Origin of the sequence: Acidovorax sp. SUPP950 (genome assembly GCF_030158935.1) — a bacterium.
Taxonomy (GTDB): domain Bacteria; phylum Pseudomonadota; class Gammaproteobacteria; order Burkholderiales; family Burkholderiaceae_C; genus Paracidovorax.
Genome location: NZ_BQXE01000005.1, coordinates 131,735 through 147,653 on the forward strand (window position 1 = coordinate 131,735; position 15,919 = coordinate 147,653).

Annotated in this window: 13 protein-coding genes; 7 read left to right on the forward strand and 6 right to left on the reverse strand. The window is 65.9% G+C overall.

Annotation, left to right across the window (positions count from 1 at the left end; all coding sequences use genetic code 11):
* Window positions 1–8: 8 nt before the first annotated feature.
* The 5 genes from sctR to sctU all read right to left on the reverse strand — a co-directional run bounded on the left by sctR (window position 9) and on the right by sctU (window position 5,656).
* Complete coding sequence (sctR, locus tag AVME950_RS19195) at window positions 9–680, reverse strand: type III secretion system export apparatus subunit SctR (protein WP_272565652.1); 672 nt, start codon at window positions 678–680, stop codon at window positions 9–11.
* Window positions 677–1,663 carry a type III secretion system cytoplasmic ring protein SctQ gene (gene sctQ, locus AVME950_RS19200; RefSeq protein WP_284431026.1) on the reverse strand — a complete coding sequence of 329 codons (987 nt, stop codon included), beginning with the start codon at window positions 1,661–1,663 and terminating at the stop codon, window positions 677–679. Before sctQ ends, sctR begins: the two co-directional genes overlap by 4 nt.
* A 62-nt stretch (window positions 1,664–1,725) precedes the next feature.
* Window positions 1,726–2,490 carry a type III secretion HpaP family protein gene (locus tag AVME950_RS19205; RefSeq protein ID WP_284431027.1) on the reverse strand — a complete coding sequence of 255 codons (765 nt, stop codon included), beginning with the start codon at window positions 2,488–2,490 and terminating at the stop codon, window positions 1,726–1,728.
* An 11-nt stretch (window positions 2,491–2,501) separates the two neighbouring features.
* The gene (sctV, locus tag AVME950_RS19210) at window positions 2,502–4,556 is read right to left on the reverse strand and encodes a type III secretion system export apparatus subunit SctV (RefSeq protein WP_284406609.1); all 2,055 of its coding nucleotides are present in this window, start codon (window positions 4,554–4,556) and stop codon (window positions 2,502–2,504) included.
* A gap of 26 nt (window positions 4,557–4,582) precedes the next feature.
* Window positions 4,583–5,656 carry a type III secretion system export apparatus subunit SctU gene (gene sctU / locus AVME950_RS19215; protein WP_284406608.1) on the reverse strand — a complete coding sequence of 358 codons (1,074 nt, stop codon included), beginning with the start codon at window positions 5,654–5,656 and terminating at the stop codon, window positions 4,583–4,585.
* A gap of 247 nt (window positions 5,657–5,903) precedes the next feature.
* On the opposite strand from sctU, the gene AVME950_RS19220 reads away from it, so the two are divergent.
* The 5 genes from AVME950_RS19220 to AVME950_RS19240 all read left to right on the forward strand — a co-directional run bounded on the left by AVME950_RS19220 (window position 5,904) and on the right by AVME950_RS19240 (window position 12,624).
* The gene (locus tag AVME950_RS19220) at window positions 5,904–6,440 is read left to right on the forward strand and encodes a type III secretion protein (protein ID WP_284426258.1); all 537 of its coding nucleotides are present in this window, start codon (window positions 5,904–5,906) and stop codon (window positions 6,438–6,440) included.
* Between the two features lie 7 nt (window positions 6,441–6,447).
* Window positions 6,448–7,311, forward strand: a complete 864-nt coding sequence (sctT, locus tag AVME950_RS19225) for a type III secretion system export apparatus subunit SctT (RefSeq protein WP_284394248.1) — start codon at window positions 6,448–6,450, stop codon at window positions 7,309–7,311.
* A gap of 319 nt (window positions 7,312–7,630) precedes the next feature.
* On the forward strand, window positions 7,631–9,700 hold the full coding sequence (locus AVME950_RS19230) for a pectate lyase (protein ID WP_284431028.1): 2,070 nt from the start codon (window positions 7,631–7,633) through the stop codon (window positions 9,698–9,700).
* Between the two features lie 253 nt (window positions 9,701–9,953).
* A complete protein-coding gene (locus AVME950_RS19235; RefSeq protein ID WP_284431029.1) occupies window positions 9,954–10,409 on the forward strand; it encodes a hypothetical protein in 456 nt (151 codons plus the stop codon).
* A gap of 49 nt (window positions 10,410–10,458) precedes the next feature.
* On the forward strand, window positions 10,459–12,624 hold the full coding sequence (locus AVME950_RS19240; RefSeq protein ID WP_284431030.1) for a hypothetical protein: 2,166 nt from the start codon (window positions 10,459–10,461) through the stop codon (window positions 12,622–12,624).
* Between the two features lie 150 nt (window positions 12,625–12,774).
* Here AVME950_RS19240 and AVME950_RS19245 read toward each other — a convergent pair whose 3' ends face one another.
* Window positions 12,775–14,238 carry a leucine-rich repeat domain-containing protein gene (locus AVME950_RS19245; RefSeq protein ID WP_284431031.1) on the reverse strand — a complete coding sequence of 488 codons (1,464 nt, stop codon included), beginning with the start codon at window positions 14,236–14,238 and terminating at the stop codon, window positions 12,775–12,777.
* Window positions 14,239–14,451: 213 nt separating this feature from the next.
* On the opposite strand from AVME950_RS19245, the gene AVME950_RS19250 reads away from it, so the two are divergent.
* Together AVME950_RS19250 and AVME950_RS19255 are read left to right on the forward strand one after the other, a co-directional pair.
* Window positions 14,452–15,192 (forward strand): hypothetical protein, encoded by a 741-nt coding sequence (locus tag AVME950_RS19250; RefSeq protein ID WP_284431032.1) that lies wholly within the window; start codon window positions 14,452–14,454, stop codon window positions 15,190–15,192.
* On the forward strand, window positions 15,189–15,917 hold the full coding sequence (locus AVME950_RS19255) for a metal-dependent hydrolase (protein ID WP_284431033.1): 729 nt from the start codon (window positions 15,189–15,191) through the stop codon (window positions 15,915–15,917). The genes AVME950_RS19250 and AVME950_RS19255 overlap by 4 nt, the downstream gene beginning before the upstream one ends.
* Window positions 15,918–15,919: the final 2 nt, after the last annotated feature.

Here is a 15,919-nt window from a genome sequence, read left to right on the forward strand (position 1 = left end):
GTGCTCCGTCATCGATAGGTCAGCACGAGTCCGTGCATGACCTGGGACCACCCGTCGAGCACGACGAACAGCAGCAGCTTGAACGGGATGGCGATGTTGGTGGGCGACACCTGAGACAGGCCCATGGCCAGCAGCACGTTGGCGATGACGAGCTCCACGATCACGAAGGCCAGATACAGCAGGAAACCGATGCGAAAGGCGGCCGTCAGCTCCGTCAGCAAGAAAGCCGGGGCCACCACGATCAGGTCGTCGACCAGAAGCGCTTTTGCGCGTTCCTGGGGCCATATCGCCTGTGCCGACTTCAGGAAAAATGCCTTTTCGGCCGGGTGCGCGTGCTTGACGAGGAATTGCCGGAACGGCTCCTTCGCGGCGGAGGCGGCTGCCAGCAGCTGCTGGGTGTTCGACGTCTGCGATGACGGCGGCCCGTTCTGGATCTTGTCGGCCGCCTCCATGGCGACCGGCGCCATGACGTAAATCGAAATGATGATGGCGATGCCGTTGAGCACCATGTTGGGCGGCACCTGCTGAATGCCCAGCGCGTTGCGCAGCAAGCCCAGCACCACCACCACCTTGGTGTACGAGGTGACCACCATGGCCGCGAACGGCAGCACCGCCAGCGCCATCAGGGCGATGAACAGCGAGATAGGGTCCAGCCCCTGGACGGATGACAGCGGGGTCATGGCAAATCTTGTGGTGGTGCTTCGGCCGCCAGGCTGAGCCCCATTCGCTCGATGCGCACGCCGAGTTGCTCGCCGATGACAATCAGGCGGCCGGTACCGATCACCTGGTCGTGGCACACGAGGCGCACCAGTGCTTCGCGCACGGGCATGTCCAGCGTGATGACCGAGCCTGGACCGAAGGCCGCGAGATCGTCGAGCCGGACGCGGGCGCTGTCTATCTCGAAGGCCACGGGGATGGACAGCTTTCCGATGGCACCGATTTCCGCACCCGCTGGCAGGTCGTGCTCCGGAATGGGTTCGCTGCCGGGCTCAGGTGTGCCGTCGAGCGTGGCTTGGTGCGAGTCGATATCGAGTTGTGCAGTGGTTTCCATGGAGACGCCCATTCCAAAAGACAAGTGGCAATGCAAAGAGGCCGAGGCGCCGGCGGGCAAGCCTGTGAGCAGCACATCGCCCGCACTGACCGACCCCAGTTCGGAGGCGCAATACGTTTTGCGCGCGAGCCGGATGCGGCAGGCCACGCGCAGGCCGAGCAGGTGGCTTGCGTCGCTTCGGACCGAGGCAGCCAGCAACGCCTGGATCTGTCCTGCCATCGCTTCGTCGATGGCCTGCAGCCCGATGCGGCGATTTCTCGCGGTGATCTCGAAAGGGGCAGCGCCGGAATCCAGCTGCATCCCATGCAGCACCAGGCCGGCAAAGCGGGACTGGAACGGGGCGAGCAGCTGGGCCAGCAGCGAGTGCACAACGTCCCGGGCCAGCGCGGGGTCTGGCAGGCGCGCAGCCATCTCCAGCGCAGGCCAGTCGGTCCTGGGTACCGACAGCCGCATCGTGCCCTGCGCCGACCGAAATTCCATGCTGATGCGTTTGCCGGATCGGCCGGGCGCCCGGCTGACCGACGCACCCGTTTGTCCCGAAAGGGCCCGAACCCACCGCACGAATCGCCGATCGAACATCACCCGCGCCAGACGGGCTTCGCCGTGGTCCATGGGCGGCAGATACCTTGCGAGGTCGCTTAAGGGGAAAGCCAGTGGCTTGACTGCGTTCAAGGTCATTCCAGGTCAATGTCGATGCTTCGGTGGGCCGTGCCCAGGCGGGCAAGCAACCCGTGCAGTTGATCGCGATGCTTTGAGATTAGGTGGCGGGACTCGGACGACATCGTTCGGAAGCGAAGCGTCATGGCATAGGACGAAAGACCCAGGGCCAGCTCGCATTCCGGCAGCACCTTGGGGTCCATGGGCACCGTGACGGCCCAGGATTGGAAAGCCGGGTCTGCCCGCAGGCACAGATCGGTAATGGTTTGCGCGGTATCTCGCAGCCACTGCGGCGGCTCCGCATCCGTGGCGGTGCCGGTGGCACCGACGGCGTGCACGGGTGGCCGGTCGTCGGGCAGGTCCTGCCCTGCTTCCCCGGGGGCGGGTGTGCGTGCCAGCGGCGGCGGAACGGTATCGCCCTGGATGAAGAAGTATTGCGGCGGCAAGGGGTCGGATGTCGCATCCTGCGGCGCAGGAGCGGGTGGTGCGTTGTTGTCCCGCTCTTCCTCGTTCGGCGAATCGCCTTGCGCATCGGTCTGCTCCCGAGGCTCTCCGTCGCTCGAATCCATGGGGTCGGGCGGGGTGCCCTCCGCAGCCGTGGCGAAGGGATCGGTGGACTCGATCACTTCGTCTTCGGCGGGGTCGTCCTGCGGGAGTGCGGGTGGAAACAGCTCGCGGCGAAACCGCTCTTGCGAGTTCGGCCGCAGTAGCGCGGGGGTGGCTGCCACTGCAGGGTGCGCGACGTGGCGCAGGGTGTGATCGGGGCGCTGGAGAGAGGTCATGGCCGCGGTCCTCAGGAAACGCGGCCGATAGGCCGCAGTTCCACCTGGGTTCCCAACTCCTGGAACGAGTACACGCGCAGCCAGTCGAGGCGGCTTTCGATCATCTTCTTGACATAGCGGCGAATGTCCATCGACGTCACCAAGGCGACGCCGGGCTGCCTGGCGGTATCGGCGACCGCGGCGATGCGCTCGGTCAGGTCGCGCGCGTCGTCGGGCGACATGGCCAGGTAGTTCCCCGCCGGCGTGGGCTTGATGCAGCCGCGGATCGCCTGTTCGATGTCCGGATCGAGCAAGATGGCCGACAGATGCCGCTGGCCACTGGTCGCTTCATGCGCGAGATAGCGGCCGAGGTCGGAGCGCACGTACTCCGTGAGCAGCAACAGGTCTTTTTCCTTGGGCCCCCAGACGATCAGGCTCTCGAAAATGCTGCGGATGTTGCGGATCGGCACCTGTTCTTCCAGCAGCCTGCGCAGCACCTCGGCCATGCGCTGCAGGGGCATGATCTTCTGCACCTCGGCCACGAGACCGGGGTATTCCGGCGTGCTGCGCTCGATCACCCACTGCACCTCCTGAACCCCCATGAACAGGTGGGCGTGCCGCTGCAGCATGCCCACGACTTCGCGCGCGATGACCTGCTCCACATCGATGCATGCGCCTTCTCGCTGGGCCATGGGCACGGCCTCCGGCGCCAGCCACAGCGAGACCTCGCTGCCCAGTGCGGGCCCGTGTGGCTGGGCCGATGCGGCCAGGGGCGATTGGGGGTCGAGCAGCAGCAGCATGCGGCCCGGCAGTTCGGGCTGCGCCACCGGAACGTCGTTGATCAGCACTTCGTAGCGCAGGCCGGTCAGCTCGATGTCCACCCACATCGCAGCGCCGGGAAACGGCAGGCCCAGCCTGGACTGCAGTCCTTCCCGTTCCTTGTTGAGTGCGCCGTTGAGCCGCTCTGCATCGATCAGCTTGCCCAACGCATCCGACATGCGGATCGACAGCGGCTTGGCGAACTCGGGGGCTTTTTGCTGTATGGAGGGCGCGTCTCCCTTGGCCCCTTCGCGCATCAGGGCCGCGATCGGCTTGGACAGCGAGTTGCCCGCGAGCTGGGTTCGTTTCTTGGTGAGGAAGTGCCCGCCAGCCACCAGACCGCCCGCCAGCAGGGCGAAAGGCACCATCGGAAAGCCCGGAATGAAGCCGAAGCCCGCCGTGAGCGCCGCGGCAAGGTACATCGAACGGGGGTTGCGGGTGAGTTGCTCGGTCATGTCCTGGCCGAGCGAGGTGGGCTTTTTCTTGTGCTCGTCGGTCACCCGGGTGGTGAGAACGCCGGCCGCCATACAGATGAAGAGGGCCGGAATCTGCGACACCATGGCATCGCCGATGGACAGCACCGCGAAGCGGTTGGCCGCTTCGCCGGCGGTCATGTTGTGGTACATGATGCCGACCACAACCCCTGCGAGGATGTTCACCATCGTGATGATCAGCCCGGCGATGGCGTCGCCTTTCACGAACTTCATCGCGCCGTCCATGCCGCCGTGCAGCATGCTTTCCATTCCGAGGTGAGCGCGTTTTCGCTTGGCTTCATCGGGCGTCAACAGGCCCGCGCGCAAGTCGGCATCGATGCTCATCTGCTTGCCTGGCAGGGCATCCAGCGTGAAGCGCGCGCCGACTTCCGCCACCCGCTCCGAGCCTTTGGCGATCACGATGAACTGGACGATGGTGATGACCAGGAACACCACGATCCCCACCACCAGATTGCCGCCCACCACCAACTGCCCGAAGCTCTCGATCAGGTGGCCTGCATCGGCATGCAGCAAGATCGCCTTGGTGGAGGCGATGTTCAGCGCCAGCCGGAACAGCGTGGTGAACAGCAGCAGCGAAGGAAAGGTCGAAAGCGACAGCGCGTCCGGTATGAACAGCGTGGTCATCAGCAGCAGGATGCTCACCGTGAGGTTGATGGCCAGCAGCGCATCGATGAGCATGGTCGGCAGCGGAAGGATCATCAGTGCGATCACGCCGACGAGAAAGCCTGCCATCGTCATGTCGTTGACCAGGGTGGAGTCGAAGCGTTTGGCCATGGGGTGTTCCTGGTGGTGAAGGCTTGTCAGGGAGGAGATGTGTTTGCGGCCGTGCCGCCGCCGAATTGGTCGAGTTCTGCGACCCAGCGCAGCACGACGGCAACGGACTCGAGCAGTTCTTCGGAAATGGGTTGGTTCAGCGGCAGGCGGTGCAGCGCGCGGGCCAGGGGCGGGTTGGCGATGATCGGAACACCATGCGTTGCGGCCAGGCCGCGGATCACCGCGGCCTGTGCATCCATCCCCTTGGCCACCACGATGGGCAGGGGCGTGACGCCTTCCTCGTAGAGCAGGGCCACGGCGTAGTGGGTCGGGTTGGTGACCACCACGGTGGCGCCGGGCACGCGTTCCTGCGGTGGACTGTTGGCCAGCTCGTCGCGCAGCGAGCGCTGCTGGCCCTTGACATGGGGGTCTCCGTCGCTGTCCTTGCGCTCCCGCTTGATATCGTCCTTGCTCATGCGCTGGTCGCGCATGAACAGCCAGCGCTGCAAGCCGAAGTCCACGGGACCGATGATCACGAACACCAGGCACGAAAAACCGATCAACCGCAGGATGGCGCTCCACGCCACCTGACCCGCGCCTTGGGCAGAAAGGTAGGCCGAGCCCACCAGCAGCGGCACGAGGCTGAGCACGATTTGCCAGATCACGGCCCCCAGTGCCACGGCCTTCACCACCGACTTGCAGAACTCGATGATCGAGCGTGCGTTGATCAGTTTCTTGAGGCCTTCGGCGGGGTTCAGTTTTTCGAATTTCGGCTGGATGGCTTCGAACGAAATGATCACCCCCACCTGGCCCATCATGGCAATGATCGCCACCAGCACGGAGACGATGACCAGGGAGAACGCGGCGATCGCGCCGTCCAGCACCATGGAGGAAATCAGCGCCAGAACCTCCTGCGTGTCCTGCGCCTGCATGCCTTGGTGCATGGCGGTTTTCACCACCTTCGCGATGTGGTCGTAGAGCATGGGGCCGGAGCCGATCAGCACCAGCAGCGAGGCCACCAGGATGGCCGCGGCCACGACGTCCTGGCTCTTGGGAACCTCTCCCTTCTTGCGGGCGTCCAGGAGCTTCTTGTCTGTGGGTTCTTCCGTTTTTTCTGACATGGCGTGGGCTCGTTGGTCGCGGTGCGCGATGGGTTCTTGCAATCTAGCTTTGCACGCCGCCTGGCATGCGATCCATGCGAAGTCCTTGCCCTCGCAGACGAACGTGACGGATCGCAGTCCTGCGCTGCGTGCCCACATTCGCATTGCCGTGACTGCCTTCGTTCGGGTTCCATGGCGCGAGGCCGCGCGCTTCTAGTCTTGCCGCCAGAAGGTCAATCGATGTCGGTTGGCCGCTGGAGAGGGATTCATGAGCACGATCAAGGGGTTGCGCATCCTGGTGCGCCTGAAGAAGCGGCGTGTCGAGCAGAGCGAAGCGGCATTGCAGGAGAGCGCCCGGCAGCGCGATCGCGAGCAGGCCGCGCACGAAGCGGCCGTGGCCGAGGAGGCGCAGGTGCGCCAGGCCGAGAGCGACCTGCGCGGCCGCATTGCCTCGACCACGGAGCGTCCGCAAGGCTTTCATGCGCAGGACGTGGTGACGCTGCAAATCCTGGTCAAGGAGGCGGAAGTGCGCAGCGCCGATGCCGGCAAGCTGACGCAGCGCGCGGCAGCGCAGGTGGAAGCCGCCGTGCAGCGGGTGGCCGAGCGAGAGTTCGCGCTGCGGCGCGCAACGCAGCAACTGGAGGCGACCGAGGCCCGGCTGGAGCGGGCCGTGCAGGAGGCTGAACGGGCCCAGGAGGACGCGCAGGACGAGGAGGCAGAGGAAACGGCCGTTGCTCGCATGCTGGCCTGCTCCCGTGCCGCTGCGCGCACGCGATTGCAGTTGGCGCGCGGCGCCAGGGCATGAGGTGGCAATGGACCCCTCCATGCAGCAGGGGCTGGGCCTTTTCCAGCTGACCCTCGATCTCAAGGGCTTCTTTGCCGTGCTGGCACTGTCCACTGCGCGCATCTATGCCGCCATGCTCGTCATGCCGGCAACGAACGACATGCTGCTGTATGGACGCACTCGCGGTGGGCTCGTGCTTGTGCTGGGCGCCTTTGTGGCCTGGGGCCAGCCGACCGAACTGCTGCATTCGCTGACCGCCGTGGACATGGCGGTGCTGGTGCTCAAGGAGGGCGTCATCGGAATGCTGATCGGGTTCGCGGTCGGCACCGTCTTCTGGGTGGCCGAGAGCGTGGGCATGCTCATTGACAACCAGACCGGCTACAACAACATCCAGCAGACCAATCCGCTCAGCGGCCAGCAGAGCACGCCGGTGGGCAACCTGCTGTCGCAACTGGCCATCGTAGGCTTTTACATGCTGGGGGGCATGCTGGTCTTCATCGGCCTGCTGTTCGATTCGTACGAGTGGTGGCCGCTCACGGGCGTCATGCCCAGTTGGTCGGTGCTGATGGAGCGGTTCCTGCCGACCGAAGTCACCAACTACGCCGAAACCGTGCTCAAGATCGCCGGACCGGTGATCGTGATCCTGATGCTCATCGACCTGGGCATTGGCTTGCTGGGAAAGGCCGCAGAAAAGCTGGAGCCCAACAGCCTCGCGCAGCCCATCAAGGGGGCGACGACCATGCTGCTGCTGGTGCTCCTGGTGGGCGTTTTCTTCCAGCAGGTGCGGCCGCAACTCACGATGCGGCCCGTGGCCGAGCGCATCAAGCGTTTGCTGTCGCCTGCGGCCTCGCCCCCTGCCTCACCCCAATCGCCGGCGGTGCCCCATGGGTAACGCTGAGGGCAACCGGCAGGCCGCGCAGTCCCGCCTTCGCAGCTGGGCTGCCAGCCTGTCCTGTGCACTGGCGGCGCGCCGATGCGCTGTGTCGGTGAGTTGTGGACGGCCCCTCGTGCCGTCGCGCCTGCAGTGTCCCAGTGAGGTGCACCGCGGGGCCGGGGTTTCCCACCACGTGTCGATCCGGTCGCCACCGCAGTCAGTCGCTTTCTCTGAACCCACGCCTTCGCGCAACACGGTGGATCCCTTCGCCGCATTTCTCTGTCTGAGCCGCCATGGGGTGGGCAGCTTTTTTTTCACTTTGCCTTAAGGAGTCAGTATGTCAGTCAATTTCCAAACCCAGACCACCTCCCGGTTCAACAACAACCTGGACTCTCTGTCGGACAACCAACAGAACTCTTCCCAGAAACTGCAGGACGAACTGCTCCAGCTGGTCGTGCTGGTGCTGCAGCAAGTCATGAAAGCGATGGACAAAGACGGTTCCGACAGCAAAGCGGGCGGCACGGATGGTGTGTCGGGCAAGGGCGGCGCGGGCGGCGCCAACGGAGGCGGCGGCGCGAACAAGGGCCAGGGCGTGGCCGGCCTGATCCAGCAGTTCGGCGAGTTGCTGCAGCAGATCGCCAAGTCCATGGAGCAGAACTCGCAGAAGAATCCTGCCAGCGATCTGGCCAAAAGCATTGCCGACAAGCTCGGCGGCGGTGGCGGCAACACGCTCGATGAAATGGGCAAGGACAGCGGCAGCGGTGGCAACCTGCTGGAGCAACTGGGCGAAAGCTATCTGCGCCAGATCCTGGACAAGATGACCACAGGCGGCACGGGCAGTGCCGGCGGCACGGGGCAAACCAACGGCGGCGGCAGCGGTGGCGACGGCAATACAGGCGCCAGCGACATTGGCGATCTGGCCAAGCAATTCATCGAAGCATTGCTGTCGGGTGGCTCGGGTGCGGTGGAAGACCTGGGCAGGAAAAACGGTACGGGTGGCACCGGAGGCACGAACGGTGCCGGCGGCACTGGCGGCCCTGAGGGCGCGGACGGCACGCAAAGCGGCGACGGCCAGTCGTCGATCCAGCAGCTGCTGCAGGTGCTCGAGCAGATTCTGCAAATCCTGCAAACCCTGCAGGGCGGAAAGGCGGAAGGCTCTGGTGGTGGCGGTGGGGCCGGCGGCACCAAGGACTCTGGCGGCACCAGCAATGCCGGTGGAACTGGCGGAACTGGTGATTCCGGTGGAGTCGATGGAACTGATGGTGCAAAAGGGCAGGGCTCGCCGGGCGACATGCTCAAGCAATTGGTCGAGGCCCTCATCAAGGGCGACAGCAGCGCATTGGACAAGCTGGCCAATGGCGACAAGCAAAATGGTGGCGCACAGGATGCAACCCAACAACTGATGGAGTTGCTGCAAAAACTGATCGAACTCCTGACGGGCAAGAAGCCGGACGAGTCCGATAGCGAGTCGGGTGGAGGCGGTGGCGGCGGCACGCAGCCTTCTGCTGGTGGTGGCGGCGGTACGCAGCCTTCTGCTGGTGGCGGCGGTACGCAGCCTTCTGCTGGTGGTGGCGGCGGCACGCAGCCTTCTGCTGGTGGCGGCGGCGGCACGAAGCCTTCTGGTGATGGCGGCGGCACGAAGCCTCCAGTGGGTGATGGCGGCGGTACGGAAAAGCCTTCCACCGACAAGCCTTCCACGACGGGCCCTTCTACCGGCACCAAGCCTTCCGAGACCCCTTCCACTACGGGTTCTGGCTCTGCCGGCAAGGTGACGAGCATTCCGCCGTATGACGCCGAGAAGATCCAGAACGAAACCATCGTCGTGAAGGCTGGGGAAACCTTCGATGGCCTCAAGGAATACGGCAAGATGATGCATCTCAAGGCCGGCCCTGCCCTGGGAGATGGTGGACAAGGCGAAAGCCAGAAACCGCTGTTCGTGCTGGAACCCGGTGCGACCCTGAAGAATGTGCAGATTTCGGGCGCAGATGGCATTCACACCATGGGCAATGCCACCATCGACGGCGTGTTCGGACGCGATGTGGGCGAGGACTTCATGACGAAGAAGGGCGAAGGCGACGTGGTGTTCAAGAACGGCGGCGCATCGAACGCCACCGACAAGACGTTCCAGCTCAACCACGGCGGCGCCTTCTCCATCGACAACTCCTTCTTCGATGGCACCAGCAAGCTGGTCCGCACCAACGGTGGCAAGGACTTCGCGACCGACATCTCGATCACCAATTCGACGATCAGGAACGTCAAGGAAGCCGTGGTGCGTACCGACGCGACGCAGGCCAACATCAAGCTGGCCAACAACGACATCGTTGGCGCGCCCCACGATGTGCTCGCACCCGCAGCCACCAAGGTGGAAGGTGCGGAAAACCGCGGTACGAAGGCCTTCACGGGCTGATGAAAAAGAGGCTGGAAGTCTGCTGCGCCATGCCAGCGGATCTTCCGGCCTTGCTTGGCCACAGCGGCTGGTGCATGCAGGCGTTCGCCTGCCCTGCCAGCCGCTGCGCCTGCGTGCGGCGCATCCCGCCGCCACACGGCCTGCTGCCTCGTTTTCAGCAGCAGCGGCAGTGCAATGTCTTTCCGTCGGTGCCACCTCCGTGCCCTGATTTCTCTCCCACACCCCCCCACTCAATTCGTCATAGGACACTCCCATGAGCGCCCCATCCACCGTTGCCCGCGTGCCCGAGGCCGCGACGCGCGCCCAGATCGATTTCCTGACCCAGTTGGCCGTGCACATCGGCCTGCGGGCGGAAGACGGCCTTCTCCTGGTGGCCCCGCGGGTCATCAGCGGGCCGGCCGGTTTGGCCGGCCGTTTCCATTTGCACCCCGAGCATGCCGCGGTGCTGCCCGAAGTGCTGCTGCCGGTCGCGGCGCAAGAGCTTGCCGGCCCGGAGGTCTTGAAGCTTTTGACGCTGCAGGCCGTGGTCCTGAAGGAGTTTGGCTGGTATCTGGGAGCATCCGCTGAGGGCATGCTGCAGCTCAGTTCGCTGTCCTGGATCGAGGCGCCTCAAGACGCGGCCACCGCCATGGACATGCTCAACGGCATCGGGGCCAGTGTGCTTCAGGCACTGCTGGACGAACCCGCGCCAGCGCCGTCCTCGGCTTGAGACCGGCGGACTCTCCGTTTCACGAACTTCTGGACCCAAGGACACTCCCATGGACCACCCGAACATCACTGGCCGCAGCATCCGGACCATCCCCCATCGGACCGATGCCAACACCACGGCCGCCAGCCACACGACCGAGCGGCCCCCGACGCAAACGCTCGAGCACCAGGGCTTGAGCCCGCGCGCCACGCCAGGCACCACCGAGTCGGCCACTCCGGTGCGCCGGACAGTGTTGCCCGAACGGAGCACCAACTCCCCGTCGGCGTCCGGAAGCTACGTCGCCATCGACATGCCATCTCCGAATGAAAGCCTTGCCAATGCCGGGACCTCCCGCAGCTGGATGGAGACCATTGGCCAGACCTTGCAGTCGGGTGGGTGGCGCATGGCGCAAGGCGTGGGGGCTGCATGGACCGGCGCCCATGCCCTGGCGGGACAGGTGGGATGGCGAGGCCAGACGCCAGAGCCCGCGACGGCCCAGGCGGCCGATGTGCAGGCGCCGGTGCAAGACATCGCCGTCGACAGGGTGGATCTGGAGGCCAGCATGCCGCATGTGGTGGTCGCCCCCCCGACCTCAGACCGTACCGCTCTGTCCGCGGGCGACCGCTTGGTGGCCTTCCTGCGTAACATACCGTTTCGCACAGAAAACGCGCAGCAGCGCGAAATGGCGGCAGTGTACGAGGAATGGGCCCGGCAGCATGCCAATGCGCAGGAGGCTGCCGGGGCCGGGGGCTACTCGCTGCGGGCTGGCGATGCGGCCTTGCCTGCAGGGTACGACTTTGGGCGGCAGTTGTTGAGTTCGATGGCGCGTTCGCCTGCCACCAATGCGATGGCCACCGCGATCGGTCCACGCTCGGGCCTGAACGCCGAAGGCCAATCGGTGAACATCGGAGAGTTGAGCAACCAGTACGACCCGGCGCTCGCAGGCGGCACCCTCGGGGGGCTCACCGCGCACATGGTCGATACCACGTTGCTGTCGGCCATGGACCGGCGAGCGGCCTTGGCCAACTTTCCCCAGTTCAAGGCCATCGATCCTCACGTGCTGGTCCCCGACCCTTGCCCGGTACAGATCCGGGTGGTGAACGAACGCAAGGAGTTCTGGAGGCCGGTGACGGCAGACTCGCTCGGTGGCCCGCGGCATTTGCCCACGATGAACGAGCTGAAGGCCCAGGCGGACCTGCGGCGCAAGTCGGTGACCGCGCTGCAGGCGGCACTGGATGGCAAACAGTGGGGGGTATTGGCCCAGCCGCTGATGACGGCGGGCTTCAATGTGCTGCGCCGGCAGGTGATGCCGATCTACGCGTTCACCAATCCCGCCTTGGTGTTCGCGCACTCGCTATGGGCTTCGGGGCTCGGAGGGGGCATGACCAAACTGGCATTGGGCATGGGCAAGTCGGTGGCCTATGCGAATCTGGATGATTTCGCCGGAGGAACGCGAAAGGCCAACGTGTTTGCCAGAAGCTTGCCCCAGCCCGGGTTGCCAGCGGCGGGGCTGGCCGACATCAAAGGGTTGCCTGGCTATGGAGCGGAGGTGGCCAAGGAAACGCTGGCATTGACGCAGCACTTTTGGGTCGGCCCCTGGCGCACCAGCGGATCATGGTTGCCCAATGGCGACGACGTTCGTGCCCGGATCAGCGACATGGGCCGGTCGCTGGCGTCCAATGTGATGGCGGGCGTTGCCTCGACCGGCATCGGCGCCTTGGTCGGGCAATTGGGGCGGGGCGGCTCCAATTCCGCCTTGCCAAGCGAATCCCTGCGATCGCAGGGCTACATGCTGCAGCAGGCTGGCCAGAGCTCCTCCAACGATTTTGTCTGGCAGGCGAGCAAGGAGTACCTGGGCGGTGCATCGCACAGCCTGACGGACTCCCTGGACAAGTGGCGAGACAACAAGCTGGTACGGCTGTCAAATGCGGCGTATCACGCGCAGAAGGGTGTGGTGGCCCTGGCTGAAGAGCTGCAGGGCGTGATTTCCGAGCAGGGGGGCGATGACGCGATGTACCTCAGTGCGGCGATTGACACGCTGGCTGGACTACGGGACGCCAGCAAGCCGGAATTGGCCGACCTGCAGATCGCTCAGCAGCTGTTGCGAGGCGGTGCGGCTGGCGCTGGTATCCACCGAGGCGAGATCGCGCAGATCCAGGGAATGGTCGATCAGACCCTTCGCACCCTGCAGCACCGGGATGAACTGACCCATTGGGTCAAGCCCAAATCCGATTGAGTGAGGGAGTGGGGGCCCTGCGGGCTGGCAACTGTTGCCTGCCCGACCATCGGACTGCACGCCAAGCCGAAGCAGGCATGCCTCAACGGCCGGGCCCTGCCCTGGCTTTGCGGCAGGAGCCTTCGGTTGATCCGGCGCTGCCGGAGTTCCTCAACCGAGGGCCGTCATCAATGCGCGATGCGTTTGCGCATACGCGCGGTTTCCCCGCTCGGAAAACGGGTTGCTCCACAGGTCCAGCGATGCCAGCGTGCGGTTGCCGGCCAACGCATGCGCGCCCGACTCGCCGATCCGGTTGCGGGCCAGATTCAGCTTCTGCAGCCGGGGATTGGCCGCCAGGGCCCGGGCACCGCCGGAGCCGATCTGGTGGCCCTCCAGATCGAGTTCGGTCAGGCAGGTGCTGGCCGCCAGGGCGCAAGCGCCGGCTTCCGTGATCTGCACGGTGCCGGCCATGTCGTTGCGCAGGACCAGGCGCGTCAGCGTGCGGGAGCGGCCCAATGCGCACGCGCCGGCATTGCCCACCTGGCAACTGCCCACATCCAGGCAGACGAGGGACGGGGCGTCGGCCAGCGCCTGGGCACCTGCATCGCCAATCGGGTTGTGGCGCAGGTCCAAGGTGGTCAGGGCGGTGTGCTGTGCCAGGGCTTGCGCACCGGCCGTGCCGATGCCGTTGCCCGATGCCACCAGCGTGTGCAAACGTGGCATGCGCGCCAGAGCGCCAGCGCCCTGGTCCCCGATCCGATTGCGTTGCATGTTCAGCGATTCCAGGAACGGGTGTGCCGCCAGGCTGCGGGCACCGTCTTCGCCGATCAGGTTGCCGCCCAGTACCAGGTGGGTCAGGCTGCGGTTGCTGCCCAGCGGGGCAATGGCCGGGTCGCGCAGCCGGTTGTCGCTCAGGTCGAGCGAACGCATGCCGTGGCTGCGGGCCAGGGCGCGGATGCCTTCGGCGCCCAACGTTGGGTTGCTGCGCAGCTCCAACACCTGAAGGTGGGGGTTGGCGGCCAGGGCGGTGGCGCCCGCATTGCCAATGCCGCAGTCGTTCAGCCGCAACGTTTGCACGCCGGGGTTTCGAGCCAGCGCGCGAGCGCCTTCATCGCCAATCGGGTTGTGGCTGAGGTCCAGGCAGCGCAGCGTGGGATGGCCTGCGAGGATCGCGGCGCCTTGCGCATCGATGTGAAGATGGCGGGCCGTGAGCGAGCGCAGATCCAACTGGCAAAGTTGTGCAAGGCCTGCGGAACTGATGCCTTTGCAATGCAGCAGTTCCAGCTCCTCAAGCGACCCGGGCAGGTGCTGCAGATCCGCGTCGCTGAACTCACCCCGCAGCACCATCTTGCGCAACCCGGGGAAAAGTCCGTCCTCGCAGATGTCGAGCAGGCCCTGTGTGCCACGCACCACCGGCACGCCAGCCTGCCCCTCGGACAGGTCCCGCACGGGGTGCTCGGCCGGCCGGGCGGCTGCTTGCTTTGCGGCAGGCGCCAAGGACGCGCCACCCATGCGATGGGACGATGCGCGGCGCAGGCGATGGGCGCTGGAGGCCTTGGCGCTCAGCCAGGCGAAGAGGCCGCCCGCTACCGGGCGCAGTTCTGTAGGGGGGCTTTTCAGGATAAGGCTGTTCATGGCGTTCTCGCGTTGATCGGGATGCCTCCAGGGTAGGCAGCCATACCCAGCGCAGGCAGCCGGCATGCGAAGCGATCGACCGACAAGCGAGCGGGCCAGGCCAGCGGTGGCCGATTGCACGGGGTGTCATCAGCCTTTCATACGGGCTGGCGATCATCCGACCCCATGTCTTTCGATATGCAGATTCGGCGCGCTGCGCCGGCGGGCTCCTGGATGCCGTCGCGCAGCGTGCGTTCGCCAGCCATGGCGCCCCAGGGCATTGCTCGGGTGGCGAGCAGGCCCCGTGCGCGGTTTTTGGGGCTGGACGACATTCCGCAATTGCTGCGCCTGGAAGCCCGGCAATGGACGCCGGAGCAAGCCGCCGACGAAGCGGCTCTGCGCAGTCGCATCCTGGCCCATCCCGATCTGTGCGTGGGTGCGTTCTGCCCGAAAACAGGAGAGGCGCTGGCGTCGCTCTTCATGAAGCCGGCCTGCCGCGAGGCGTTGGTGGCCGCCCGGTCCTGGCACGATTGCGCAGGACAACCGGTCGGCGCGAAGCCTGGCCGCAGCCTCTTCGGGATCAGCCTGACCAGCGTGGACCCGGAAGCGGCCTGCCAGTTGATCCGGTTCTTCTGGCCCCATGCGCTTCGGCATGGCTGGCGCGACATCTATCTGGGATCGCCAGTGCCCGGATTGCGCCGGGCCTTGCAGGAAGGGCTTGCGCCCGATGCGGAAACCTATGTGCATTCGCGCCGCGGCGGCCTGCCGGCCGATGCCCAGCTGCGGTACTACCATCGCAAGGGCTTTCGCGAGATCGTCGGCGTGCGGCCGGACTACTTCCCGCATGCGGAATCGCTGGACCACGGCGTTCTGCTGCGTGGCACCGTGCCGCTCGCGGCGGCATGGCCGCTGTGGCGCATCCTGCCGTTTGCGGTGCTGCGACGTGCCACGCACTGGGCCGGAGCGCTGCTTTGAGCGCTACGCAAGCCCGTGTGGTGCCCTGGAATGGAGACATGTTCCGCACGCGGTTCTTCGACGCCCTGTCGCTGTTGCTGCCGTCCGGCGAAGCCTTCGTGATCGATGCCATCTCCGATGCGCTCCAGGCCGACGGCGGGCAAGGCGTCTCGGCTCCCGCACTGCGTGACGAGGCCCTGCGCTTCGTGCGGGAAGAAGCCACCCACCAGCGAGCGCACCGCCGTTACAACGAGCGCCTGGCGCAGACCGGCGTGCCGGTATCCAAATTGGAGGGGCGGGTCGCGGCGGCGGTCCAGGACCTGGCCGGTCTGCCGCTGCCGACACGCCTGGCGCTGGCCGAGGCGTTCGAGCACCTGACTGCGCTGCTCTCAGCGCAGGTGCTGCAGGGAACGGCCTGGCTGCAGGGCGATGGCCGTGAGGCGCGGATGTGGCGCTGGCATTGCGAGGAAGAGGTGGGGCATCGCCATGTGGCCTCCGATGTGGCCCGCGCGTTCGGTATTGGCCATGTCCGGCGTGTGGCATGCCTGGCGCTGGCGGCGCTGTACCTCGGCATCGATCTGTCGCGCCTGCTGACGGGGCTGTTGTGGCGGGACATGGTTGACGGCCACGTGCGCCCGCTGGGCCTGCTGGGGCAGGCAGCGCGGTTCGCATGGCGCACGGCGCCCGGCGTGGGCCGCATGGCCATCGCTTCGCTCGCCGGTCTCTTGCCCCGCCGCCTGGCCTGACC

What these genes read in the sequence shown, in the direction of transcription:
- sctR (WP_272565652.1), bottom strand. Translation starts at nt 680, where the DNA reads ATGACCCCGCTGTCATCCGTCCAGGGGCTGGACCCTATCTCGCTGTTC.
- sctQ (WP_284431026.1), bottom strand. Translation starts at nt 1,663, where the DNA reads ATGGACCACGGCGAAGCCCGTCTGGCGCGGGTGATGTTCGATCGGCGA.
- AVME950_RS19205 (WP_284431027.1), bottom strand. Translation starts at nt 2,490, where the DNA reads ATGACCTCTCTCCAGCGCCCCGATCACACCCTGCGCCACGTCGCGCAC.
- sctV (WP_284406609.1), bottom strand. Translation starts at nt 4,556, where the DNA reads ATGGCCAAACGCTTCGACTCCACCCTGGTCAACGACATGACGATGGCA.
- sctU (WP_284406608.1), bottom strand. Translation starts at nt 5,656, where the DNA reads ATGTCAGAAAAAACGGAAGAACCCACAGACAAGAAGCTCCTGGACGCC.
- AVME950_RS19220 (WP_284426258.1), top strand. Translation starts at nt 5,904, where the DNA reads ATGAGCACGATCAAGGGGTTGCGCATCCTGGTGCGCCTGAAGAAGCGG.
- sctT (WP_284394248.1), top strand. Translation starts at nt 6,448, where the DNA reads ATGGACCCCTCCATGCAGCAGGGGCTGGGCCTTTTCCAGCTGACCCTC.
- AVME950_RS19230 (WP_284431028.1), top strand. Translation starts at nt 7,631, where the DNA reads ATGTCAGTCAATTTCCAAACCCAGACCACCTCCCGGTTCAACAACAAC.
- AVME950_RS19235 (WP_284431029.1), top strand. Translation starts at nt 9,954, where the DNA reads ATGAGCGCCCCATCCACCGTTGCCCGCGTGCCCGAGGCCGCGACGCGC.
- AVME950_RS19240 (WP_284431030.1), top strand. Translation starts at nt 10,459, where the DNA reads ATGGACCACCCGAACATCACTGGCCGCAGCATCCGGACCATCCCCCAT.
- AVME950_RS19245 (WP_284431031.1), bottom strand. Translation starts at nt 14,238, where the DNA reads ATGAACAGCCTTATCCTGAAAAGCCCCCCTACAGAACTGCGCCCGGTA.
- AVME950_RS19250 (WP_284431032.1), top strand. Translation starts at nt 14,452, where the DNA reads ATGCCGTCGCGCAGCGTGCGTTCGCCAGCCATGGCGCCCCAGGGCATT.